Annotated in this window: 21 protein-coding genes; 13 read left to right on the forward strand and 8 right to left on the reverse strand. The window is 72.9% G+C overall.

The annotated features are described in order from the left end of the window. Positions 1-213: 213 nt before the first annotated feature. The 9 genes from ACFWAR_RS28985 to ACFWAR_RS29025 all read left to right on the forward strand — a co-directional run bounded on the left by ACFWAR_RS28985 (position 214) and on the right by ACFWAR_RS29025 (position 8,802). Positions 214-1,170, forward strand: a complete 957-nt coding sequence (locus ACFWAR_RS28985; protein ID WP_385783213.1) for a helix-turn-helix transcriptional regulator — start codon at positions 214-216, stop codon at positions 1,168-1,170. Between the two features lie 17 nt (positions 1,171-1,187). Next, on the forward strand, positions 1,188-2,156 hold the full coding sequence (locus ACFWAR_RS28990) for a helix-turn-helix transcriptional regulator (RefSeq protein WP_385783215.1): 969 nt from the start codon (positions 1,188-1,190) through the stop codon (positions 2,154-2,156). A gap of 29 nt (positions 2,157-2,185) precedes the next feature. Continuing rightward, positions 2,186-2,458, forward strand: a complete 273-nt coding sequence (locus tag ACFWAR_RS28995) for a hypothetical protein (RefSeq protein ID WP_385783218.1) — start codon at positions 2,186-2,188, stop codon at positions 2,456-2,458. Between the two features lie 114 nt (positions 2,459-2,572). Continuing rightward, positions 2,573-2,770: a hypothetical protein gene (locus tag ACFWAR_RS29000; RefSeq protein WP_385783220.1), complete on the forward strand. Its 198-nt coding sequence runs from the start codon at positions 2,573-2,575 to the stop codon at positions 2,768-2,770. 142 nt (positions 2,771-2,912) lie between these two features. Further along, positions 2,913-3,215, forward strand: a complete 303-nt coding sequence (gene tatA / locus ACFWAR_RS29005; RefSeq protein ID WP_385783223.1) for a Sec-independent protein translocase subunit TatA — start codon at positions 2,913-2,915, stop codon at positions 3,213-3,215. A 47-nt stretch (positions 3,216-3,262) separates the two neighbouring features. Continuing rightward, the gene (gene tatC / locus ACFWAR_RS29010) at positions 3,263-4,219 is read left to right on the forward strand and encodes a twin-arginine translocase subunit TatC (RefSeq protein ID WP_385783226.1); all 957 of its coding nucleotides are present in this window, start codon (positions 3,263-3,265) and stop codon (positions 4,217-4,219) included. Positions 4,220-4,236: 17 nt separating this feature from the next. Then, positions 4,237-5,124 (forward strand): diacylglycerol kinase, encoded by an 888-nt coding sequence (locus ACFWAR_RS29015; protein ID WP_385783229.1) that lies wholly within the window; start codon positions 4,237-4,239, stop codon positions 5,122-5,124. Positions 5,125-5,169: 45 nt separating this feature from the next. Then, positions 5,170-8,010 carry a DEAD/DEAH box helicase gene (locus ACFWAR_RS29020; RefSeq protein WP_385783232.1) on the forward strand — a complete coding sequence of 947 codons (2,841 nt, stop codon included), beginning with the start codon at positions 5,170-5,172 and terminating at the stop codon, positions 8,008-8,010. 90 nt (positions 8,011-8,100) lie between these two features. Next, on the forward strand, positions 8,101-8,802 hold the full coding sequence (locus ACFWAR_RS29025) for a helix-turn-helix domain-containing protein (protein ID WP_385783235.1): 702 nt from the start codon (positions 8,101-8,103) through the stop codon (positions 8,800-8,802). Here the strand turns inward: ACFWAR_RS29025 and ACFWAR_RS29030 are convergent. The 4 genes from ACFWAR_RS29030 to ACFWAR_RS29045 form a co-directional block, all read right to left on the reverse strand. Next, positions 8,757-9,725, reverse strand: coding sequence for a pseudouridine synthase (locus tag ACFWAR_RS29030; protein WP_385783238.1), 969 nt, complete (start codon positions 9,723-9,725; stop codon positions 8,757-8,759). The two genes, ACFWAR_RS29025 and ACFWAR_RS29030, sit on opposite strands and share 46 nt — an antisense overlap. A gap of 28 nt (positions 9,726-9,753) precedes the next feature. Beyond that, positions 9,754-11,346 carry a serine hydrolase gene (locus ACFWAR_RS29035; RefSeq protein WP_385783241.1) on the reverse strand — a complete coding sequence of 531 codons (1,593 nt, stop codon included), beginning with the start codon at positions 11,344-11,346 and terminating at the stop codon, positions 9,754-9,756. Positions 11,347-11,560: 214 nt separating this feature from the next. Beyond that, positions 11,561-12,388, reverse strand: coding sequence for a siderophore-interacting protein (locus ACFWAR_RS29040; protein WP_385783244.1), 828 nt, complete (start codon positions 12,386-12,388; stop codon positions 11,561-11,563). Between the two features lie 62 nt (positions 12,389-12,450). Next, positions 12,451-13,356, reverse strand: a complete 906-nt coding sequence (locus tag ACFWAR_RS29045; RefSeq protein WP_385783333.1) for a 5'-3' exonuclease H3TH domain-containing protein — start codon at positions 13,354-13,356, stop codon at positions 12,451-12,453. Positions 13,357-13,590: 234 nt separating this feature from the next. Here ACFWAR_RS29045 and ACFWAR_RS29050 point away from each other — a divergent pair, with 234 nt between their 5' ends. Further along, complete coding sequence (locus ACFWAR_RS29050) at positions 13,591-14,184, forward strand: helix-turn-helix domain-containing protein (protein ID WP_385783247.1); 594 nt, start codon at positions 13,591-13,593, stop codon at positions 14,182-14,184. Between the two features lie 5 nt (positions 14,185-14,189). Further along, positions 14,190-14,918, forward strand: coding sequence for a helical backbone metal receptor (locus ACFWAR_RS29055; protein ID WP_385783250.1), 729 nt, complete (start codon positions 14,190-14,192; stop codon positions 14,916-14,918). Here ACFWAR_RS29055 and ACFWAR_RS29060 read toward each other — a convergent pair. Beyond that, positions 14,915-16,072: a TDT family transporter gene (locus ACFWAR_RS29060; RefSeq protein ID WP_385783253.1), complete on the reverse strand. Its 1,158-nt coding sequence runs from the start codon at positions 16,070-16,072 to the stop codon at positions 14,915-14,917. The genes ACFWAR_RS29055 and ACFWAR_RS29060 overlap by 4 nt on opposite strands. Positions 16,073-16,142: 70 nt before the next feature. Here ACFWAR_RS29060 and ACFWAR_RS29065 point away from each other — a divergent pair, with 70 nt between their 5' ends. Beyond that, positions 16,143-17,090: a LysR family transcriptional regulator gene (locus tag ACFWAR_RS29065; protein ID WP_385783256.1), complete on the forward strand. Its 948-nt coding sequence runs from the start codon at positions 16,143-16,145 to the stop codon at positions 17,088-17,090. Between the two features lie 232 nt (positions 17,091-17,322). Here the strand turns inward: ACFWAR_RS29065 and ACFWAR_RS29070 are convergent, their stop codons facing one another. From ACFWAR_RS29070 to ACFWAR_RS29080, 3 genes are all read right to left on the reverse strand, one after another. Next, entirely contained in the window at positions 17,323-18,030 is a 708-nt protein-coding gene (locus ACFWAR_RS29070; protein WP_385783259.1) for a gamma-glutamyl-gamma-aminobutyrate hydrolase family protein, read from the reverse strand. Between the two features lie 57 nt (positions 18,031-18,087). Further along, positions 18,088-19,611: an ethanolamine permease gene (eat, locus tag ACFWAR_RS29075; RefSeq protein ID WP_385783262.1), complete on the reverse strand. Its 1,524-nt coding sequence runs from the start codon at positions 19,609-19,611 to the stop codon at positions 18,088-18,090. Positions 19,612-19,735: 124 nt separating this feature from the next. Beyond that, positions 19,736-20,494: a FadR/GntR family transcriptional regulator gene (locus tag ACFWAR_RS29080; RefSeq protein WP_385783265.1), complete on the reverse strand. Its 759-nt coding sequence runs from the start codon at positions 20,492-20,494 to the stop codon at positions 19,736-19,738. A gap of 77 nt (positions 20,495-20,571) precedes the next feature. Here ACFWAR_RS29080 and ACFWAR_RS29085 point away from each other — a divergent pair, with 77 nt between their 5' ends. Then, positions 20,572-21,954 (forward strand): glutamine synthetase family protein, encoded by a 1,383-nt coding sequence (locus ACFWAR_RS29085; RefSeq protein WP_354382660.1) that lies wholly within the window; start codon positions 20,572-20,574, stop codon positions 21,952-21,954. The last annotated feature ends 33 nt before the right edge of the window (positions 21,955-21,987 follow it).

Consider the following 21,987-nt stretch of genomic DNA (forward strand, 5'->3'; position numbering starts at 1 on the left):
CGTCCTGGCAGGCGATGCCGGGGCGGGCGGGCGCCCCGGGGGGCCGGGGGGGCGCCCCGGCGATGGGGGGGCCGCGCGGGGCCACCGGCCGCGGGGGGCCCCCCGGGGGCGGGGGGGGGCCCCTCACGCGTACGTTCGCTTTTGCCGACGGGGCGCAGGACGGTACGGTCAACGGTCACGAGTGTGTCGTGGGAGATCGGGGGAAGGGCGTCGATGGCGATTGCCAAGGCGGAGCGGTTGATGAACCTGGCGCTGTGTCTGTTGGGGACGCGCCGCCCGCTCAGCAAGCGGGAGTTGCGCGGGTCCATCGAGGCCTATCTGGAAGCCGGCAACGACGAATCCTTCAACCGGATGTTCGAGCGGGACAAGGACGACCTGCGCGAGCTGGGGCTGGTCATCGAGACCGTCGAGAGCCTCGACGGGGACATCGGCTACATGGCCCGCCGGGACAGCAACCGGCTGCCCGCGGTCTCGCTGGACGCCGAGGAGGCGGCCGCGCTGGGCGTGGCGGCCAAGGTGTGGCAGCAGGCGCGGCTGGCGGGTGCGGCCAGTGGCGCCCTGCAGAAGCTGCGGGCCGGGGGCATGCCGGAGGCGGGGGACCCGTACGACGGTCAGCACAGTGCGATCGAGCCGCGCATCCCGGTCCACGAGGCGGCCTTCGAGCCGTTGATGCTGGCGTGCCGGGACCGGCGGCCGGTGGTCTTCGACTACCGCAAGTCCAATGCGGCGCACCCGGCGACCCGGCAGGTCGAGCCGTGGGCGCTGGAGTGCTGGCGGGGCCACTGGTACCTGGCCGGTTTCGACCGGGACCGCGGCGCGGAGCGGGTGTTCCGGCTCTCCCGGATCACCGGCAAGGTGCGCTCGCGGGCCGGGCAGTACACGGCCGCGGTGCCGGACGTGGTGACCGTGCGCGAGACGGTGGCGAGCTGGGCCGGGGACACGGCGGACCGTTCGGCGCTGATCCGGCTGCGGGCGGGGGCGGGGTACCCGCTGCGGGCCCGGGCGACGGCGGTGCGCGAGGGCGCCGACGGCTGGGACGAGCTGGAGATCCCGTACGGTCACGGACTGGACGCCTGGCTGGTGGAGTTCGGGCCGGACGTGGTGGTGGTGGAGCCCGCGGACCTGCGGGCCGACGTGGTGGACCGGCTGCGCGCCGTGGCCAAAGGCTGAGGGGAACACGTAGCGGCATGGCTGCCAATGCCATTGACCAGACCCGACGGATGTTGTCGCTGGTGACGTACTTGCGCGAGCGCCCCGGGGCGCACGTGGCGGACGTCGCGCGCGCCTTCGGGATCACGGAGGACGAGCTGATCTCGGACCTCGACGTGCTGCCCATGTGCGGGACGAGCTTCCGCGGCGGGGACCTGCTGGACATCGACACCGACGGCGAGCGCATCTGGTGGCGCAACCCCGACGCGTCGGGGGAGTCCACGGCCGAGCCGCTGCGGCTGGCCGCCGACGAGGCCACGGCCCTGCTGGTGGCCGCGCGGGCGGTCGCCACGCTGCCGGGGCTGCGCGAGAGCGACCGCGAGGCGCTGCTGCGGGCGACGGCGAAGCTGGAGGCCGCGGCGGGCGAGGCGGCCGGGGCGAGCTCGCGGCTGTCGGTGACCTTCGAGTCGGAGGGCGGGGTCTTCGCCGACGTCGACCGGGCGATCGCCGAGCGCCGCCGGGTGTGGCTGCGGTACTACTCGCCGGCCCGCGACGAGCTGACCGAGCGCACGGTGGACCCGATCCGGTTGTTCGCGGTGGGGCACACCTACATGGAGGGGTGGTGCCACCTCTCCGAGGCGCGGCGCACCTTCCGGCTCGACCGGGTCGCGGAGATCCGCTTGCTGGACGAGCGGGCCGAGCCGCCGGCGATCGAACCGCGCGACCTGTCGGTGGGGCTGGTACAGCCGGCTGCGGGGGACCCGGAGGTCGTGATCGAGGTGGGGCCCGGTGGCCGCTGGGTCGCCGAGTACTACCCGCACGACAGCGCCGAGGAGCTGGCGGACGGCGGGCTGCGGATCGCTTTGCGCACCCCGGATCCGGCGTCGCTGCGGCGGCTGGCACTACGGCTGGGCGGGGACGGTCGGATCGTGTCGCCGACCGAGCTGTCGGACAGTGCGCGCCGGGCGGCGCGCGAGGCACTGGCCGGGTACGGAGAAGAGGTCTGAGGACCGCGACCGAGGGGGACCGCCGCACGATGTCAGTCATCTCCACGCCCGGTACCGCAGCGCCCGCGGCATCCGGCGGGCCCGACGGGGAGGCGGTCAGCTTCAAGGCCGCCTGCCCCGAGTGCCGGGGCCGCTTCGAGCTGACCGCGGGGGCGCTGCGGCTGGCCATCGGGGGCAGCCGCCGCACCACCTTCTACTCCTTCACCTGCCCGGAGTGCGGGGCGGCGGTGCGCAAGCACGCCGGGGAGCGGATCATCGAGCTGTTGACCGGTGGCGGTGTGAGCACGCTGCGCAGCCTGTAGCGGGCGGTGCGGGCGCAGGGGTTCCGCTCGACGCTCGCTGGACGGCGCGTCGTTTCCGGCCGGGCGCCGCGCCCTGCCCGTCGTGGTGGGCGGGGCAGGCGCTAGGCTCGGCGCATGCTGTGGCCGATGCTCGCAATTGTCCTGGGTTTCCTCGGGGTCGCCGTCCTGGCCGTCCTCGCCGTGCGGGTGTTCGTCGAGGTCCGCAGGCTCTCCGGACAGGTCGCCGAGGCGAGCCGCAGGATCGCGGAGGCGTCGGGCGAACTGGAGCGGGTGACCGTCGATCTGGCCCGTGCGGGCCGCGGGGCGCACTAGACGCGCGCAATCACGGGGGCCCCGGGGGATTGCCGGGCGTTAACCCCTGGGGGTTACGATCCTTGTCAGAGCGGTTTCCGGATTCCTGTCCCGGACCACCGCGTCCTTACGACCAGCCGCTTCGGTGAGAAGGAAGTCAGACATGATCGGCAATCTGAAGCCTCTTGAGATCCTCCTGATCATCGCCGTGATCTTCCTGCTGTTCGGCGCCAAGAAGCTCCCGGACATGGCCCGCTCGCTGGGCAAGTCCGCGCGCATCCTCAAGAGCGAGGCCAAGGCGATGAAGAAGGACGGCGAGGCCGAGGACGCCGCGGCGGCCGCCGCCGCGCCCGCCGCTCCCGCCGACCAGGCTCCGCAGGCGGCCCCGCGCACCATCCAGGCCGCGCCCGGTGACGTCACGAGCGCGCGTCCGGTCAGCGAGCCGAACCGCTCCACCCAGGCCTGACCCCCACCGGTCGCGCCAGTCATCTGCAACGAGCCAAGGGACCTGGGTTGCTCAAGTCTGCCCGAAAGCAGGAGAAGCGGGAGAAGGACGCCGAAGGGCGGATGCCTCTCATCGAGCACCTGCGTGAGCTGAGAAACCGCCTGCTGAAGGCGGTCGTGGCGATCCTCGTGATCACCATCGTGGCGGCCTTCTACTACAAGAATCTGATCGACTTCATGCTGAAGCCGATGCTGGATTCCGTGGGCTGCACCAACGGGGTGGTCTCGCAGCGCAACGGCCGGCCCTGTGCCGACATGACCGTGAACGGTCTCATCGCGCCGTTCTCGATCGCCTTGAAGGTCTCGCTCACCGCGGGCATCGTGCTCTCCGCCCCGGTCTGGCTGTACCAGCTCTGGGCCTTCATCGCGCCGGGCCTGCACAACCACGAGAAGCGGTACGCGATCGGCTTCGTGGCCGTCGGCGCCCCGCTCTTCGGCGCGGGCGCGGTGCTCGCGTACAAGATCCTGCCGCAGACCGCGCAGATCCTGTTGGAGTTCACCCCCGACAACGCGCGCAACCTGCTGCCCGTCGACGACTACCTCGACCTGGTCACGCGCATGGTCGTCGTCTTCGGCCTGGCCTTCGAGCTGCCGCTGCTGCTGATCCTCCTGAACGTCACGGGGGTGCTGACCGCCAAGCGGCTGGCGAGCTGGTGGCGGATCATGGTCCTCGGCATCACGATCTTCGCGGCGTTCGCGACGCCCACCGGCGACCCGCTCACGATGATGTCGCTCGCGTCGCCGATCATCGCGCTCTACTTCATCGCGCTCGGCATCTGCCTCATGAACGACCGCCGGCGCAAGCGCAAGAACCCCGACGCCGACCTCGACGACGACGAGGCGTCCGCGCTGGACCTCACCCCGGCGCCGGTCGGCTCGATCGACGAGGTCGCGCCGCCCACGGCGCTGCCCGGCCAGGCCGACGGCGGACGCCAGCGGATCAACGGTTACGACGACGCCACCTGACAGGTACATTCCGCTGGGTGAGTGCTGAGATCACCCTCTTCGTCAATCCCACCGCGGGACGCGGCCGGGGCGCGCACGCCGCGCAGCCGGCCGCTTCCGCGCTCCGGGAGGCAGGTTTCTCCGTGCGGACGGTCGTCGGCACGGACGCCGCCGATGCGCTGGTCCGGCTGCGCGCGGCCGTCCGCGAGGGCACCGGGGCGGTGATCGCGGTCGGCGGGGACGGGATGGTCTCGCTGGCCCTGCAGGCCGTGGCGGGCACGCTGACACCGCTCGGCGTGGTCGCGGTGGGCACCGGCAACGACTTCGCGCGGGCGCTGGGGCTGCCCGTGCGGGACCCGGCGGCGGCGGGACGGCTGGCGGCGCGGGTCCTCAAGGAGGGCCGGTTCCGCGAGATCGACCTCGGGCGGGTGGCCGGCGGCTGGTACGGGACCGTGCTCTGCTCCGGCTTCGACTCGCGGGTCAACGACCGGGGCAACCGGATGCGCTGGCCGGTGGGGCGCTTCAAGTACGACCTGGCGATCCTCGCCGAGCTGGCCGCCTTCCGGCCCTTCCCCTACCGGATCACCCTGGACGACGGTCCGGTCATCGAGACCGAGGCCACGCTGGTCGCCGTCGGCAACGGGTCCTCCTACGGCGGCGGGATGCGCATCTGCCCGGACGCCCGACCCGACGACGGGCTCTTCGACGTCACGGTGGTCGGGGACTGCTCCCGGGCCACCCTGCTGAAGGTCTTCCCGCAGGTCTACAAGGGGACGCACACCGGCCACCCGAAGGTGAGCGTGCACCGGGCCGCGAAGGTCACCCTGGAGGCCGTCGGGCTCACCGCCTACGCGGACGGGGAGCCGGTGGGGCCGCTGCCCGTCACCGCCGAGTGCGTGCCCGCTGCGCTGCGGCTCCTGTCATAAAGATCGCGCTTGTTGTCAGAGGGGGCGGGTAGGCTCGACGACAAGATGACCGAGGAACTTTCCCCCGCCGACGCGTACGCCGCGTTCCGCCGCCGCGCCGCCGAAGAAGCCACGGCCCTGCACCCCTTCCGGGAGATGTACGAGTTCGATCTGGATCCCTTCCAGATCGAGGCGTGCAAGGCCCTGGAGGCCGGAAAGGGCGTGCTCGTGGCCGCCCCCACGGGCTCGGGCAAGACCATCGTCGGCGAGTTCGCCGTCCACCTGGCGCTGCTCCAGGGCAAGAAGTGCTTCTACACCACGCCGATCAAGGCCCTGTCCAACCAGAAGTACGCCGACCTCGCCAAGCGCTACGGCGCGGCCAAGGTGGGGCTGCTGACCGGTGACAACAGCGTCAACGCCGATGCGCCGGTGGTCGTGATGACCACCGAGGTACTGCGCAACATGCTGTATGCGAAGTCCCCCGCATTGACCGGTCTCGGCTACGTCGTCATGGACGAGGTGCACTACCTTTCCGACCGGTTCCGCGGAGCCGTCTGGGAGGAAGTGATCATCCACCTCCCCGAGTCCGTCACCCTCGTGTCACTGTCGGCGACCGTGTCCAACGCGGAGGAGTTCGGCGACTGGCTGGACACCGTCCGCGGTGACACCGAGGTGATCGTCTCCGAGGAGCGGCCCGTCCCGCTGTGGCAGCACGTCATGGCCGGGCGCCGGATCCACGACCTCTTCGAGGAGGAGAGCGACCACGGCGGCCGCGGCAGCACGCGCCGCGAGGTCAATCCCGACCTGCTGCGCATGGCGCGGGAGGAGAACACCCGCTCGTACAACCCGAAGGACCGCCGGCGCGGCAAGATGGTCCGCGAGGCCGACCGCGAGCGCGAGCGGCGCTCCCGCAACCGGATCTGGACGCCGGGCCGCCCCGAGGTCATCGAGCGCCTCGACAACGAGGGCCTGCTCCCGGCCATCACCTTCATCTTCAGCCGGGCCGGCTGCGAGGCCGCCGTCCAGCAGTGCCTGTACGCCGGGCTGCGCCTGAACGACGACGCCAAGCGCGCCCGGGTCCGGGAGATCGTCGAGGAGCGCACCGCCTCGATCCCGACCGAGGACCTGCACGTCCTCGGCTACTACGAGTGGCTCGAAGGCCTGGAGCGGGGCATCGCCGCGCACCACGCCGGCATGCTGCCGACCTTCAAGGAGGTCGTGGAGGAACTCTTCGTACGCGGCCTGGTCAAGGCCGTCTTCGCCACGGAGACCCTGGCGCTGGGCATCAACATGCCCGCGCGCACGGTGATCCTGGAGAAGCTGGTCAAGTGGAACGGCGAGCAGCACGCCGACATCACCCCCGGCGAGTACACCCAGCTCACCGGCCGGGCCGGGCGCCGCGGCATCGACGTCGAGGGCCACGCGGTGGTGCTGTGGCAGCGCGCGATGGACCCGGCGGCCCTCGCGGGCCTGGCCGGTACCCGTACGTATCCGCTGCGCTCCAGCTTCAAGCCCTCGTACAACATGGCCGTGAACCTGGTCCAGATGTTCGGGCGGCACCGCTCGCGCGAACTGCTGGAGACCTCCTTCGCGCAGTTCCAGGCGGACCGCTCGGTCGTCGGCATCTCCAAGCAGGTGCAGCGCAACGAAGAGGGCCTGGAGGGCTACACCGAGGGCATGACCTGCCACCTCGGGAACTTCGAGGAGTACGCGCAGCTGCGCCGCGACCTCAAGGACCGCGAGACGGACCTGGCCAAGCAGGGCGCGGCCCAGCGACGGGCCCAGGCGGCCGGTTCCCTGGAGAAGCTCAAGCCCGGCGACATCATCCACGTGCCGACCGGCAAGTTCGCCGGACTCGCGCTGGTCCTGGACCCCGGTGTGCCCGCGGGGCGCTCCAACGGGCACCGCGGCCAGGAGTACACCGAGGGCCCGCGCCCGCTGGTGCTCACGGCGGAGCGGCAGGTCAAGCGGCTCGCCGCGATCGACTTCCCGGTGCCGGTGGAGCCCATCGAGCGGATGCGGATCCCCAAGTCGTTCAACGCGCGCTCCCCGCAGTCGCGCCGCGACCTCGCTTCCCAACTGCGCGTCAAGGCCGGGCACATCGCGCCGGAGCGGTCCCGGCGGGGCCGGGCCGAGGCGGCGGACGACCGGGAGATCGCCCGGCTGCGCGCCGCGCTGCGCGCGCACCCGTGCCACGGGTGCGACGAGCGCGAGGACCACGCGCGCTGGGCGGAGCGCTACCACCGGCTCAAGCGGGACACCCAGCAGTTGGAGCGCCGGATCGAGGGGCGGACGAACACCATCGCGCGCACCTTCGACCGCATCCACGCGCTGCTGACGGACCTGGACTACCTGCGCGAGGACGAGGTCACCGCGCACGGCCGGCGCCTGGCCCGGCTGTACGGCGAGTTGGACCTGCTGGCCTCGGAGTGCCTGCGGGCCGGGATCTGGGAGGGCCTGAGCCCTGCCGAACTGGCCGCGTGCGTCTCGGCGTTGGTGTTCGAGGCGCGGCAGTCCGACGACGCGGTGGCGCCGAAGGTGCCGCCGGGTGCGGCGACGGTCGCGCTGGGGGAGATGGTGCGGATCTGGGGCAGGCTCGACGCGCTGGAGGAGGAGCACCGGATCAACCAGGCGGAGGGCGTGGGCCAGCGCGAGCCGGACCTCGGCTTCGCGTGGGCGGCCTACCAGTGGGCCTCCGACAAGAGCCTCGACGAGGTGCTGCGCGAGGCCGGGATGCCCGCCGGGGACTTCGTGCGCTGGTGCAAGCAGGTCATCGACGTGCTCGGCCAGGTCGCGGCGGCCGCCCCGGCCAACTCCGGTGGCGGGACCAGCACGGTGGCGCGAAATGCCCGCAAGGCCGTGGACGCCCTGTTGCGGGGTGTAGTGGCCTACAGCTCGGTCGGCTAGCCGCTTTTGGGGCTTCCTCCGAAAGTGGGCATGGCTCGATCTGATCTCTTGCCATGATCCTTTCTCCCTGCTCTGTGCGACGATCTGCGCATGAGTGGGGCAGTGGGCGGGGAAGCGAGACGGGTCGGTCGGCCGCGTGCCGATCAGCGAAGACCGGACAGTGGACGGCCGCCGCGCGAGGAGCTCCTCGGCGCGGCGGCGGAGCTGTTCACGGTCCGCGGGTACGCGGCCACCACCACGCGGGCGGTGGCCGAACTGGCCGGTATGCGCCAGGCGACGATGTACCACTACTTCGGTGGGAAGGAAGAACTCCTCGCCGAACTCCTGGAGTCCACCGTGGCTCCCTCGCTGGTCCTGGCCCGGCGGCTGCTCGCCGCCGCCGACCTGAGCGCCGAACACAGGCTGTGGGAGCTGTGCCGCTCCGACGTCCTGCTCCTGTGCGCGGGGCCGCACAACCTGGGTGCCCTCTACCTGCTGCCCGAGGTCGGCTGCGGTGAGCGGTTCGCCCGCTTCCGCCAGATGCGCGCCGAACTGCGCGAGGCCTACCGGGTGTTGCTGCGCGGTACGGACGCGGGCGCCGAACTGGCGCGCGACAGCGCGGGGTTGGCCCTGCGCAACGACCTGGTCTTCGGTCTGATAGAAGGCGTGATGCTCATCCACCGCTCCGATCCGGGCCGACCCGTCGAGTCCTTCGCGAGGGCCACGGCGGACGCGGCGCTGCGCATCGCGGGCGTGCCGCTCAGCCCTCAGGCCCCCGGTTCCTCCGGGACCCCGGCCGCCCAGGCCTCGTAGTCCTCCCAGGCCCCCAGCGTGCGGGCGCTCTCGAAGCGGTGCGCGAGCCCGGTGACCGGGTCGGTGAACGCCAGTACGCGGGCCAGGAGTTGCAGCGGGTGGCGGTAGTCGTCGGGGGCCGGGTCGCCGACCTCCGGGTAGACCGGATCGCCGAGGATCGGGACGCCGAGGCCGTTCATGTGGACGCGGAGCTGGTGGGTGCGCCCGGTGTGCGGGGTCAGCCGGTAGCGCCCCAGGGCGGCGCGGTGCCCGATGAGCTCGACCCGGGTCTCGGCATTGGGCACGCCGTCCGGGATCTGGACCGCGGCCATCGTCCCGCGGGTCTTCTCGATCCGGTCGCGCACGGTGCGGGGCAGGTCGAGCGCGGGGTCGTGGGCCGCGACGGCCTCGTACTCCTTGTGCACGCGCCGGTCCTGGAAGAGGAGTTGGTAGGCCCCGCGGTCCTCGGGCCGGATGCTGAACATGAGCAGCCCCGCCGTCAGCCGGTCCAACCGGTGCGCCGGACTGAGCGAGGGCAGCTCCAGGCGGTGGCGCAGCAGGGCGAGCGCGGTCTGCGTGACGTGGCTGCCGCGCGGGGTGGTGGCCAGGAAGTGCGGCTTGTCCACGACGAGCAGGTGCGCGTCCCGGTACAGGACGCGGGGCACCGCGGGCGCCGGGTGCTCCGCGGGCAGGTCGCGGTGGAACCACAGGAAGGCGTCCCGCTCGTACGGGTCCTCCGCGCGGCGGGCCCGCCCGTCGGAGCCGTACACCCGGCCCGCGCGCAGCAGCCGCGCCATCGGCTCGGCGCCCGCCGTGCCCGCGTAGTGGGCTTCGAGGAAGGCGCCGATGGTGGGGTGCGGGGTGTCCCGGTGCATCAGGAGCCGGACGGGGTCGATGCCGTCGAGCTGGGGCAGCGGGGCGGGGGGCTGGGCTCTGCTTCTCATCGGGACCAGCGTATGCGGCCCGGCGGCGTCACCCGGCGCGGGTGAAGGTCCCCAGGTGTCCGGGCCCGGCGTCCAGGTACTCGACGCGGACCGTGCCGTCGGCGAAGGTGACCCCGGTGCGGCCGACCGCGTTCTCGCCCGCGGTCTCGAAGCTGAAGGTGTCGCCGTCGTAGTGGGTCAGCGGGAAGCGCAGCGGCTTCGGGCCGAGCGAGAGCGTCAGACCCCGGCCGGTCGGGGCGCCCGCCTCGGCGCTCACGGTGAGCTTGCCGTAGTAGGGGCTCTCGTAGGTGCCGGTGTACGCGCCGTCCTCGCGGGCGGGCTTCGCCCCCGCGGGCGGGTGGGCGTAGTCGGTGGGGGAGCGCGGGGCCTCCTCCGAGCGGGCGTAGACCGAGGAGAAGAGCTCCAGCCAGTCGGTGGTGGGCTTGCCGTGCTCGGCGGTGTCGAAGAAGTCGAAGGCGGCGGCGTCCGCCATGCCCACGGGCGCGCCGTTGGTGAGGACGACGATGGCCAGCTGTTCCAGGGGCAGCATCGTGACGTTGGTGTTGGCGCCGAGGGCGAAGGCGCCGGAGTGGCTCAGGCGCAGCCGGCCCGCGTCGTCGTAGGACACGTTCCAGCCCAGCCCGTAGAAGCCGGCGCGCCCGGTGGGGGTGGCGGGCGGCGAGGAGACGATCTCGGGCAGGTGGGTCCGGGCCAGGGTGGCGGCCGGGACGATCCGGTGTCCGTCGAGGGTGCCGCCGGAGAGCTGGAGCCGCAACCAGCGGCCCAGGTCGCGGGCGGTGGAACTCACCCCGCCGGCGGCGGCCTGTGCGTCGGGATCGCGGACGTAGCGCGGGCTCCAGCTGCCGTCGGCGTTCTTGACGTGCGTCACGGCGCGGTCCGGGGCGTCCTGGAAGGCCTTGAAGGTGGTCGAGGTGCGGGTCATCCCGGCCGGTTTGAAGAGGGTGTCCTGGCTGAGCTTCTCCCAGCTGACGCCCTTGGCGCGGGCGACGGCCTCGGCCGCGGCCGTCAGGCCGAAGTTGGTGTACGCGTAGCTCGCCCGGAAGGGGTCCAGGGGCTCCTCGCGGAGGTGGCCGAGGACGTAGGACTGGTCGTAGCCGAGGTCTTCGAGGAGGTCTCCGGCGTGGTCGGGCAGGCCGCTGCGGTGGGAGAAGAGGTCGGCGGTGGTGACGTGGTCGGTGACCCAGGGGTCCTTGAGGGCGAAGCCGGGCAGCTCCACGTGCCGGTCCCAGTCGGCCGGGTCGGCGAGGGCGCCCGCGACGACCGTCGAGGAGACCGGCTTGGAGACCGAGGCGATCTGGAAGACGGTGTCGGGGTCGACCTTCGCGGGATCGCCGGCCTTGCGGACGCCGAATCCCTTGAGGTAGACGACCTTGTCGTGGCGGACCACGGCGACGGAGACCCCGGGGACGCCGGTGCGGCGCATCAGGGCGGTGATGCTCGCGTCGAGGCCGGCCACGGCCTTGTCGACCTGGGCGTCGGTGAGCGAGGGCTTCGGCTGCGGGGGGCCGGTGGCGGCCGGGGCCGCCGTCGCGGTGGCGGCGGTCGCGGTGAGGGTCGTGGCCAGGAGCAGGGCGGCTCCTGCGGCGCCGAGGGTTCGGGCGCGGGTGCGTGAGCTGCGCATGGGGCCATTGTCCCGCGGGGGCTGTGGGACCGCCCGTCCGCGCCCCGCGGACCGCTGGGCGCCCCCCCGGGCCGGGGCCGGGGCCGGGCGTCGGGCGGGGCCCCGGGGGGCTGCTTCGACGCCGGGTGCGGGTCGTCGTGCCCTCCGGGGGCGCCTCAAACGCCGGCGGGGCTGGAATGGGCCTGCCCCAGGCCTGTGCCGGGTCCTGCGCGGGTTAGTCCTGCTCGGCTTCCACCTGGGCGTTCCAGTCGCGCTTGATCGCGCGCCAGCCCTCGTCCGTTTCGCCCAGGCGCCAGTAGCCCGAGATCGACAGCTGCTTGGCCGGGATGCCGCGCTCGATCTTCAGGTGGCGGCGCAGCTCCTTCACGAAGCCCGCCTCGCCGTGGACGAACGCCTGTACCCGGCCCGGCGGGAACTGCAGCGAGGTGACGGCCTCGACCAGGGCCTCGCCCACCGGGCGGTCGCCGCGGTGGATCCAGATCGGGACGATGCCGTCCGGGGTGGCGATCTTCTGCTCGTCCTCCGGGCCGCCGACCTCCACCAGGGCGATCACCTCGGCACCCACCGGCATGTGCTCCATGGTGGTGCCGATCGCGGGCAGTGCGCTCTCGTCACCGGCCAGCAGGTGCCAGTCGGCCGTCGGGTCGGGGCCGTAGGCGCCGCCGGGACCCAGGAAGCGGACCGTTTCGCCGGGCCGGACGCGCGCCGCCCACGGGCCCGCAAGTCCTTCGTCGCCGTGGACGACGAAGTCGATGGTCAGCTCCGAGTGCGCCGGGTCCCAGGCGCGCACCGTGTAGGCGCGCTGTCGGGGCCAGTGCTCGCGGGGGTGGACGGCTCTGATGTCCTCGAGGTCCCAGGGTTCGGCGTAGGCGACGCCCTCGGGGGCGAAGAGCAGCTTCACGTAGTGGTCGGTGAAGTCCCCGACCGTGAACCTGGCGGCCAGGCCTTCTCCGCCGAGGATGACGCGCACCATGTGGGCGCTCAGTCGCTCGGTCCGGACCACCTCGGCGGTGGCGATCCTGCGTGCACGTCCTTCTGCCACGGCGTCTCCCCGATGTCCCGTGCTGCTTCCCCTGAAAACTTAGGATTACCTAAGTTACCACCTCAGAGTCGAAGTGCACTGGTGAGACGCGCGACAGCGCCTCCCAGGCCCCACCGGTGACCGAGCGCGTCGAGCACGTCGGGGTGCGCCGGGGCGCCCGGCAGGGCCGGATCGAACGGGGGAAGCGGCACGTCACGGGCCACTTGGACCACCTTGGGGGCCACGGCGAGGTAAGGACGGGCCTCGTCGAGCCGCTTGCGCTGCGTCGGGGTCAATTTCGAGCCCGGGTCGCCGACCGCCGCGAGGATTCCGGCCAGGTCACCGTAGGCGTCGAGCAGTTTCGCGGCCGTCTTCTCGCCCACTCCGGGCACTCCCGGCAGGCCGTCGCTCGGATCGCCGCGCAACAATGCCAAGTCGGCGTAGCCGGGACCGTCCACCCCATACTTCTCCCGCAGCCAGGCCTCGTCCGTCACCTGGAGGGTGCCGACCCCCTTGAGGGGGTACAGGACGCGGCGCTCCTTGGCGTCGTCCACCAGCTGGTAGAGGTCCCGGTCGCCGGTGACGATGTCCACCGGACCGGTGGCCCGGGCGGTGAGGGTACCGATCACGTCGTCCGCCTCGTAGCCCTCGACGCCCACGCGGGCGATGCCGAAGGCGTCGAGCGCGGCCTCGATGATCGGGACCTGCGGGGCCAGGGTGTCCGGGGTCTCCTCCTCGTCGGGACCGGTCTCCGTCTCCACGGCGACGCGGTGGGCCTTGTACGAGGGAATCAGCTCCACCCGCCAGTGCGGCCGCCAGTCCGCGTCCATGCAGGCCACCAGATCGTCCGGCCGGTGGTCCTGGACGAGGCGCCCGATGAAGTCGAGGAGCCCGCGCACGGCGTTGACGGGGGTCCCGTCCGGTGCCCGGACGGAGTCCGGAACCCCGAAGTAGGCGCGGTAGTACAGGGAAGCGGTGTCGAGGAGCATCAGGCGTCGGGTCACCTTGACGATGATGCCGTACCCCACCGACACCCTCCCGCACCTGTGTCACCAACAGCGACCGGGCAGGACCGGAACGCCACCATCCGTCACTGGAATACGGCTCGGAATTCGCCGGGGCCCCGATACGGTCGGGTCGTGCGAGCGGTGCGGGGGGCCGATGCTGCGTAAGGTGCTTACAGCACACCTATGTGCGACGGACAAGGGGAGGGCAGCCCCGCCATGGACGACAAGGAAAAGGAAAGAGACACCAAGGAACCGCTCCGGGTGGGAGTGGCCGTGCGCAAGCGGCGCCGCGCGCTGCGACTCACCCTCGCCGCCGTCTCGGCGCGCAGCGGACTCTCGGTGCCGTTCCTGAGCCAGATAGAGAACGAACGGGCCCGGCCCAGCATGCGCTCCCTCGAACGGGTCGCGGACGCGCTGGAGACCACGGCCGTCGAACTGCTGGCCGCGTCCGACACGGCGCGCACGGTCGACCTGGTCAGCGCCGCCGACGAGCAGGGCCTCGACCCGGCTCCGGGCGTACGCCCCCTGGTGCGCGGGCACCACCAGCTGCACGCCCTGGAGTTCACCGGGGACCGGGACGCGGGCCGCGAGTACCAGCACCGCAACGACGAGCTCATGTACGTGGTCTCCGGGTCCTGCCAGGTCGAGGCCGAGGGGCGGGCCTACCGGCTGGAGTGCGGCGACGCGCTGTTCCTCTCCGGTGGGGTGCGGCACCGCTGGCGGGCCATGACCGAGGAGACCAAGCTCCTCGTCGTCGCCGTCGGGGACCACATCCACGCCACCTCCGAGCCCCCCTCGCCGGAGCACTGACCGGCGTGCGGGGGCCGCGGGTCGTCTCCCTGGTGCCCTCCTTGACCGAGGCGGTCGCGGTGAGCGCGCCGGGGCTGCTGGTGGGGGTCACCGACTGGTGCACGCACCCGGCGGACCTCGGCGCCGCGGTGCGGATCGGCGGTACGAAGAACCCGGACGTGCGGGCCGTCGTGGAGCTGCGCCCGGACCTGGTCATCGCCAACGAGGAGGAGAACCGGCTCCCGGACCTCGACGCCCTGCGCGCGGCCGGGCTGCGGGTGCTGGTCACCGAGATCCGCGACCTGCCGCAGGCGCTGCGGGAGCTGGAGGGGCTGTTCGTCGACGCCCTGGGGACGGCCCGGCCCGGCTGGCTGGCCGACGCCGCGGCCGCGTGGGCGCGGGTGGAGCCGCTGGGCGCCCTGAGCGCCTTCGTCCCGGTGTGGCGGCGGCCCTGGATGGTGCTGGGCCGGGACACCTTCGCGGGCGATCTGCTGGCCCGGCTGGGGGTGCGCAACGTCTACGCCGACCACGCCGAGCGGTACCCGAGGATCCCGGCGGCCGAGCTGGCCGCGGCGGGCTGCGATCTCGTCGTGTTCCCGGACGAGCCGTACCGCTTCACGGCCGGGGACGGGCCGGAGGCCTTTCCCGACCTGCCCGCCGCCCTCGTCAGCGGCCGCCACCTGACCTGGTACGGGCCCTCGCTGGCCGAGGCCCCGGCGGTGCTGGCGGCGGCCCTGCGGGCGGCGGGATCCTAGCGGGGCGCGGCCAGGAGGCGGCCGGTGTACAGGCCGCGCAGGGTGTTCGCGGCGGCTGCCAGCCAGGCGACGACGAGGGCCACGAACAGGGCGGTGGCCAGCCAGGCGAAGGCGGTGAGGCCGGTGTGGCGGGCGAGTCCGGCGGCTCCGGTGACGCAGGTGCCGACGGGGAAGGTCAGCGCCCACCAGGTCATCGCGAACCCCATGCCGCGCCGGGCGGCCCGCACCAGCATCGCGGCGGCCAGGGCCAGCCACAGCAGGGCGAAGCCCATCACGGGAACCCCGTAGACCACGGCGAAGGCCCCGAACCCACCGGCGTAGGGCGCGGCTATCGACTGGGGGGCCATGTCCGCGAGCGAGTTCACGGCGGTGGTGGACTGGCCGAGGGGGCCGAGGACCAGGAAGAGGGTGGGGGTCAGGGCCAGGGGCAGGGGGCCGCTCACGATCAGCCGGCCGAAGACCAGGGGGAGCATCAGCAGGGTGCCCAGCAGGCTGATCCCGAACATGGCGTAGCAGGCGAGCAGCATGGCCTCGCGGGCCTGTCCGGCGGCCAGGTGGGGGATCAGGAGGGGGCCCAGCGCGGCGGAGACCATGGGGGCGACGACGGGGAGCAGCCAGACGGGGGTGGCGTGCTCGGCCTCGACCTTGTGGCGGACCACCATCAGGTAGGGGATCCCGGCGGCGGCGAGCAGACCGATCACGGTGCCCGCGGTGAACAGCACCGTGTCCACGGCCACGGCGGCGGTGACTCCGATGAGGTCCTTGCCGACGATGAGGGTGCCGCCGCCGACGGCCAGCAGGGCCATCGAGAGGCAGCCGTAGAAGGGGGCCACCGTGGGGTCGAGCAGGTGGGCGCGGGCCTGGTCGCGGTGGTGCAGCCAGTGTCCGGCGCGGGCGGTCAGCAGAGCGAGCAGGAGGACCGCCGACAGTGCCCAGACGGCCTGGCAGGCCACGCGCTGGCCGGGGAGCTGGTACGGGAGGGTCGCACCGGCGTTGGCGATGATCGCCGTGCCCATGATCGAGGCGTACCAGTTCGGGCCGAGGTGGCGCAGGACCGGGAACGGGCGCCGGGAGGCGGCGGTCGCGGAGGGCCGGGTGCCCAGGGCTTCGTGGGCCCGGCGGGCGGAGGGGCTGTGGTGCGCGGTGGTGGCCATGGATCCAGCGTGCGCCCGGGGAGGGGCGGTCGGCAGAACCCGCCTTCCTATGAGGCCATAAACTGACCTTATGACTGAAGCTGGCGTCGGACCTGCCGCACACGCGGTTCCGCTCTCGCACCGGGTGCCCGACCTGGGCGCGCTCGAACTGCTGATCGCGGTGGCGCGGGTCGGCAGCCTCGGCGGCGCCGCGCGGGAGGTGGGGATCACCCAGCCCGCGGCGAGCAGCCGGATCCGGGCCATGGAGGCCCGGCTGGGGGTGGCGCTGGTGGACCGTACGCCGCGCGGCTCCACGCTGACCGCGCAGGGGGCGCTGGTCACCGACTGGGCGCGGCGGATCGTGGAGGCGGCCGAGGCCTTCGACGCGGGGGCCCAGGCGCTGCGGGGCGCGCGGGACTCGCGGCTGCGGGTGGCGGCCAGCATGACGATCGCGGAGTACCTGATGCCGGGCTGGCTGATCGCGCTGCGCGCGGAGCGGCCGGGGACGGCGGTGTCCCTCCAGGCGGACAACTCGGCGCTGGTGGCGGAGCGGGTCCTGGCGCGGGAGGCGGACCTCGGCTTCGTGGAGGGGCCGGGCGTGCCGGACGGGCTGGACTCGGTGGTCATCGCGCAGGACCGGCTGGTGGTGGCGGTGGCGCCGGTGCATCCGTGGGCGCGGCGGCGGTCGGGGGAGGTGACCCCCGCCGAGCTGGCCACGACCCCGCTGATCCTGCGGGAGCGCGGGTCGGGGACGCGGCAGGTGCTGGACGCGGCGCTGGCCGGGTGCGGGGGGTTGGCGCAGCCGCTGCTGGAACTCGCCTCGACGACGGCGGTGAAGGCCGCGGCGATCAGTGGGGCGGGGCCGTGCGTGCTGTCGGAGCTGGCGGTGCGGGACGAGTTGGCCGGGCGGCGGTTGGTCGCGGTGGCGGTGGCGGGGGAGTCGTTGGAGCGGATGCTGCGGGCCGTCTGGCCGGCGGGGACCCGGCCCGCCGGGCCGGCCCGGGACCTGCTGTCGCTGACGCGGTCCGCGCCGTCCTGAGGAGGCCGTGGCGGGTCGGCGTCCGCCGGTGGTCTCGGCCTCCGGCGGCGCCTCAAACGCCGGCGGGGCTGGATTGCCGCCGGTCGTCTCGGCCCCCGGGCGGTGGCTGGGTTGGCCGCCGGGTGTCTCGGCCCCGGGCGGTGACTGGATTGCCGCCGCGCGTCTCGATCGCCGGCGGGGGTGGATAAACCAGCCCCGCCGGCGTTTGAGGCGCACCCGGAGGGTGGGGTGGTTACGGGAGGGTGGCCGGGATGCGGGTGGCGGCGGTGATGAGGGCCGACATCACGCGGGTGTCCTTGTCGCGTTCGGGGTGCCACTGGACGCCCAGGGCCCAGGCGGCGTCGGCCGCCGGGAGTTCGATGGCCTCCACCGTCCCGTCCAGCGCGTGCGCCGAGGCGATCAGGCCGCGCCCGAGCCGGTCCACGCACTGGTGGTGGTAGGTCGGTACCTCCGCCACCTCCGGCACGAGCGACGCGTAGCGCGTCCCCGCGACCGGCCGCACCGGGTGCCATTCCACCGGCCCCGGCACCCCCGCGTGCCCGTCGATGTGCTGGACCAGCGTGCCGCCCAGGGCCACGTTCAGCGCCTGCATGCCCCGGCAGATCCCCAGCAGCGGGGTGCCCGCGTCCAGGGCGGCCCGGATCAGGGCCAGCTCCCAGGCGTCGCGCACGGTCGCGGGGGCGCCCGTACGGGGGTCGCGGGGGGCGCCGTAGTGGACCGGGTCCACGTCCGGGCCGCCCGCCACGACCAGGCCGTCCAGGCGGCCCAGGACCTCGGCCGCCTGCCCGGGATCGTCCGGCGGGAGCAGCACCGCGCTGCCGCCGGACGCCTGGACCAACTCGTAGTAGCCGGTGGGCACGAGGGCGGTCGGGAGGTCCCACGCGCCGTAGCGGGTGGACGCCTCCACATAGGTGGTGATGCCGATGAGCGGCCTGGGCACGGTGCATACCTCCAGCGGGTGGAACGACGGGCGGTGGTGGTGGACGGGACGAGCGTGTCAGTCCCGGGTCAGTTCCGCCTCGGCCGCCGCCAGAGCCGCGAACTCCTCCTCGGGCGCCGAGGCCACCAGGTGGTGCCGACTGTAGAACGCGAAGTAGGCGAGGGCGACGGCGTACACGGCGAGTGCGATGAATGCGGCGTCCTTGTCCACCAGGAAGGTGGCGACCAGGGCCGACAGGGCGAGTACGAAGGCCACCGTCGAGGTGATGATCCCGCCCGGAGTGCGGTACGGCCGCTCCAGGTTCGGCTCCCGGCGGCGCAGCACGATGTGCGACAGGGCCATCAGGGCGTAGGAGATGGTCGCGCCGAAGACGGCGATGTTGAGCATCCGCACCCCGTCGCCGGTGGCCGCGGCGAGCGTGAAGCCGATCGCGCCGGGGATGACCAGGCCGAGGTAGGGCGCCTTGCGGCGGCTGGTCAGGGAGAGGAAGCGGGGCAGGTAGCCCGCGCGGGAGAGGGCGAAGAGCTGGCGCGAACCGGCGTAGATGAGGGAGAAGAAGGAGGCCACCAGGCCTGCCAGTCCCGCGTAGTTGACGATCCGGCTCAGGGTGGTCGGGCCGCCCGTCCCCTCCAGGGCCACGATCAGCGGGGCGGCGTCGGGGTCCTTGATCGCGTCCGCGCCCTGCGCGCCCGTCGCGAGGAGGAAGGTGATCAGGGCCAGGAGGGTCAGGACGCCCATGGAGATGGCGAGCGCCTTCGGCATGGAGCGCACGGGGTCCTTGGCCTCCTCCGCCGCGAGCGGCACGCCCTCGACGCCGAGGAAGAACCACATCCCGAAGGGGAACGCCGCCCAGATGCCCAGCACGCCGAAGGGCAGCCAGGAGCCGGAGCCCGCCGCGCTCGCGTCGACGGGGATGTCGTTCAGGTGGCTGACGGAGAAGTCGCCGAGGGCGCCGAAGGCGAAGATCAGCAGGGCGGCGACGGCGATGGCGGTGACGACGAGGCTGAAGCGCAGCGCCTCGCCCACGCCCCAGAGGTGGACGCCGATGAAGATCACGAAGCAGCCGAGGTAGACCGGCCAGCTGGAGGTGAGGCCGAAGAGGCCGAGCGAGGCGACGTAGTTGCCGATGAAGATGACGATCGCGGCCGGCGCCAGGATGTACTCGATGAGGATGGCCGTGCCGGTGAGGAAGCCGCCCCAGGGGCCCAGCGCCCGCCGGGCGAAGCCGTAGCCGCCGCCCGCGGTGGGCAGGATGGCGGAGAGCTCGGCGAGGGAGAAGACCAGGCAGGCGTACATGGCGCCCATGAGCACGGTCGCGATGGCGAGGCCGCCGAAGCCGCCCTTGCCCAGACCGGCGTTCCATCCGGAGAAGTCGCCGGAGACGACGTAGGCGACGCCGAGACCGGTCAGCAGCAGCCAGCCGGCGCTGCCGCGGCGCAGGGTGCGGCGCTCCAGGTAGTCGTTCCCGCCGTCGGATCGAGCGGCGGATCGAGCGTCGGGTCCGCCCTCGGGTCCGCCCTCGGCGGACGGGGTGGGTCCGGGCACGGCTTTCGTCAGCCGGGCCTCGATGTCGTCGGCCATGTGCGCGCTCCTGCCTAGGGCAATGGTTGTGGGGCGTACCTTTGCCGTTCGGGAGTGGCGGGCGCAAGACCCCTGCGTTAAACGGTGGTTACGAAAACCTCCTCGGGCCCGGATCCGGCCCCGCTCACGCCAGGAACCCGCGCAGCAGCGCCGCCGTCCCCGCGCAGTGCTCCCGCATCACCTCGCGCGCCGCCTCCGCGTCCCCTTCCAGGACCGACTCCACCAGGGCGGTGTGCTGCTGCTGCGAGTGCTCCAGGTTGCGGACCAGCAGCGGGATGCAGTCCAGCAGGTCGTTGACGGTGGCCCTGACGGCCGCGTACTGGGCCGTCAGGGTGGCGGAGCCGGCCAGTTCGCACAGGGTGAGGTGGAAGAGGGTGTCCTGGCGCCGGTAGTCCGCGAGCGGGGCGTCGTGGGTCGCGGCGAGCGCCCCGCGCAGCCGGTCCGCCCGTATCTCGTCCAGCCCCTGCGCGGCGCACAGCCCGGCCGCGCCGGTCTCCAGCACCTCGCGGAAGCGCAGCGCGTCCTCGATGTCCACGCCCGCGACGCGCCGGCGCAGCTCCTCCTCGGTGCCGCCGACGGGGGTGTCGCGGCGGTGCAGCACGAAGGTGCCGCCGTACCGCCCGCGCCGCGCCTCCACCAGCCCCTGGTCCTGCAGGACCTTCAGCACCTCACGCAGGGTGACCCGGCTGATCCCCATCCGCTCGGCCAACTCGCGCTCCGGCGGCAACCGTTCGCCGCCCGGCACCAGGCCGAGGCGGACCACCTGGAGGATCTGCTCCAGGGCCTCCTCGAAACCGTTGCCCGCCCGCACCTGGCGCAGTACGGGATTCAGCCGCGCGATCGCGCCACCTTCGCCCGCGCCGCCCGCCGCCTTGTTCGTCATATCGGCCCCTCCCCTTCCCAAGCAATGGTTCTGTTCAATACCTTAGGCCTCCTCGGCTCACCGAAGGAGAGATTCCCGTGGTAGACCGCATGCCGCCGCTCGCGCCCGAGGAGCTCCGCTCCCTCGTCGCCGACGGCGAGATCGACACAGTGGTCCTGGCCTTCCCCGATATGCAGGGGCGACTCCAGGGCAAGCGGTTCGCCGCGCAGTTCTTCCTCGACGAGGTCATGTCCCACGGCACCGAGGGCTGCAACTACCTGCTCGCCGTCGACACCGACATGAACACGGTCGACGGCTACGAGATGTCCTCCTGGGACCGGGGCTACGGCGACTTCGCCATGCACCCGGACCTGTCCACCCTGCGCCGCATCCCCTGGAACCCGGGCAGCGCGCTGGTCCTCGCGGACCTCGCCTGGAACGACGGCTCGCCCGTCGTCGCCGCGCCCCGCCAGATCCTGCGGCGCCAGCTGGAGCGCCTCGCCGGGCTCGGGTACACCGCGATGGTGGGCACCGAGCTGGAGTTCATGGTCTTCCAGGACACCTACGAGCAGGCCTGGGACGCCAACTACCGCGGCCTGACCCCGGCCAACCAGTACAACATCGACTACTCCGTCCTCGGCACCGGCCGGATCGAGCCGCTGCTGCGCCGCATCCGCAACGAGATGCAGGCCGCGGGCCTGGTCGTCGAGTCGGCCAAGGGCGAGTGCAACCTCGGGCAGCACGAGATCGCCTTCCGCTACGACGAGGCCGTGGTCACCTGCGACCAGCACGCGGTGTACAAGACCGGGGCGAAGGAGATCGCCTCCCAGGAGGGCGTCTCGCTCACCTTCATGGCCAAGTACGACGAGCGCGAGGGCAACTCCTGTCACATCCACCTCTCGCTCAACGACGCCGACGGGCGCAACGTGATGGCGGGCGAAGCGGGCGAGGAGGGCGGCGCACACGGCGGTATGTCACCGGTGATGCGTCACTTCCTGGCCGGCCAGCTGGCCGCGCTGCGCGACTTCTCCCTTCTCTACGCCCCCAACATCAACTCGTACAAGCGTTTCCGGCCGGGATCCTTCGCGCCGACCGCCGTCGCGTGGGGCGTGGACAACCGGACCTGCGCCCTGCGCGTGGTCGGCCACGGCCGCTCCATGCGCTTCGAGAACCGCCTCCCGGGCGGCGACGTCAACCAGTACCTGGCCGTCGCGGGCCTGGTCGCGGCCGGCCTCTACGGCATCGAGAACCGGCTGGAACTGCCCGAGGCCTGCGCGGGCAACGCCTACACCGGCGACTACGCGCACGTCCCCACCACCCTGCGCGAGGCCGCCGAGCTGTGGGAGAACAGCGAGATCGCCAAGGCCGCCTTCGGCCCCGAAGTCGTCGCCCACTACCGGAACATGGCCCGGGTCGAACTCGACGCCTACGACTCCGCCGTGACCGACTGGGAGCTGCGCCGCTCCTTCGAGCGCCTGTAACCGCACCACCCGGGCCGGCCACCGCCCGGGCGA

Source organism: Streptomyces sp. NPDC059917 (genome assembly GCF_042730635.1).
In the GTDB taxonomy this organism is placed as follows: Bacteria; Actinomycetota; Actinomycetes; order Streptomycetales; family Streptomycetaceae; genus Streptomyces.

Excerpts from the sequence above, each read along its gene's own strand:
- eat (WP_385783262.1), bottom strand. The coding sequence starts at position 19,611 with ATGGCCGACGACATCGAGGCCCGGCTGACGAAAGCCGTGCCCGGACCC.
- tatA (WP_385783223.1), top strand. The coding sequence starts at position 2,913 with ATGATCGGCAATCTGAAGCCTCTTGAGATCCTCCTGATCATCGCCGTG.
- ACFWAR_RS29060 (WP_385783253.1), bottom strand. The coding sequence starts at position 16,072 with ATGGCCACCACCGCGCACCACAGCCCCTCCGCCCGCCGGGCCCACGAA.
- ACFWAR_RS28985 (WP_385783213.1), top strand. The coding sequence starts at position 214 with ATGGCGATTGCCAAGGCGGAGCGGTTGATGAACCTGGCGCTGTGTCTG.
- ACFWAR_RS29065 (WP_385783256.1), top strand. The coding sequence starts at position 16,143 with ATGACTGAAGCTGGCGTCGGACCTGCCGCACACGCGGTTCCGCTCTCG.
- ACFWAR_RS29000 (WP_385783220.1), top strand. The coding sequence starts at position 2,573 with ATGCTGTGGCCGATGCTCGCAATTGTCCTGGGTTTCCTCGGGGTCGCC.
- ACFWAR_RS29080 (WP_385783265.1), bottom strand. The coding sequence starts at position 20,494 with ATGACGAACAAGGCGGCGGGCGGCGCGGGCGAAGGTGGCGCGATCGCG.
- ACFWAR_RS28990 (WP_385783215.1), top strand. The coding sequence starts at position 1,188 with ATGGCTGCCAATGCCATTGACCAGACCCGACGGATGTTGTCGCTGGTG.
- ACFWAR_RS29035 (WP_385783241.1), bottom strand. The coding sequence starts at position 11,346 with ATGCGCAGCTCACGCACCCGCGCCCGAACCCTCGGCGCCGCAGGAGCC.
- ACFWAR_RS28995 (WP_385783218.1), top strand. The coding sequence starts at position 2,186 with ATGTCAGTCATCTCCACGCCCGGTACCGCAGCGCCCGCGGCATCCGGC.
- ACFWAR_RS29045 (WP_385783333.1), bottom strand. The coding sequence starts at position 13,356 with ATGCTCCTCGACACCGCTTCCCTGTACTACCGCGCCTACTTCGGGGTT.
- ACFWAR_RS29025 (WP_385783235.1), top strand. The coding sequence starts at position 8,101 with ATGAGTGGGGCAGTGGGCGGGGAAGCGAGACGGGTCGGTCGGCCGCGT.
- ACFWAR_RS29030 (WP_385783238.1), bottom strand. The coding sequence starts at position 9,725 with ATGAGAAGCAGAGCCCAGCCCCCCGCCCCGCTGCCCCAGCTCGACGGC.
- ACFWAR_RS29020 (WP_385783232.1), top strand. The coding sequence starts at position 5,170 with ATGACCGAGGAACTTTCCCCCGCCGACGCGTACGCCGCGTTCCGCCGC.
- ACFWAR_RS29050 (WP_385783247.1), top strand. The coding sequence starts at position 13,591 with ATGGACGACAAGGAAAAGGAAAGAGACACCAAGGAACCGCTCCGGGTG.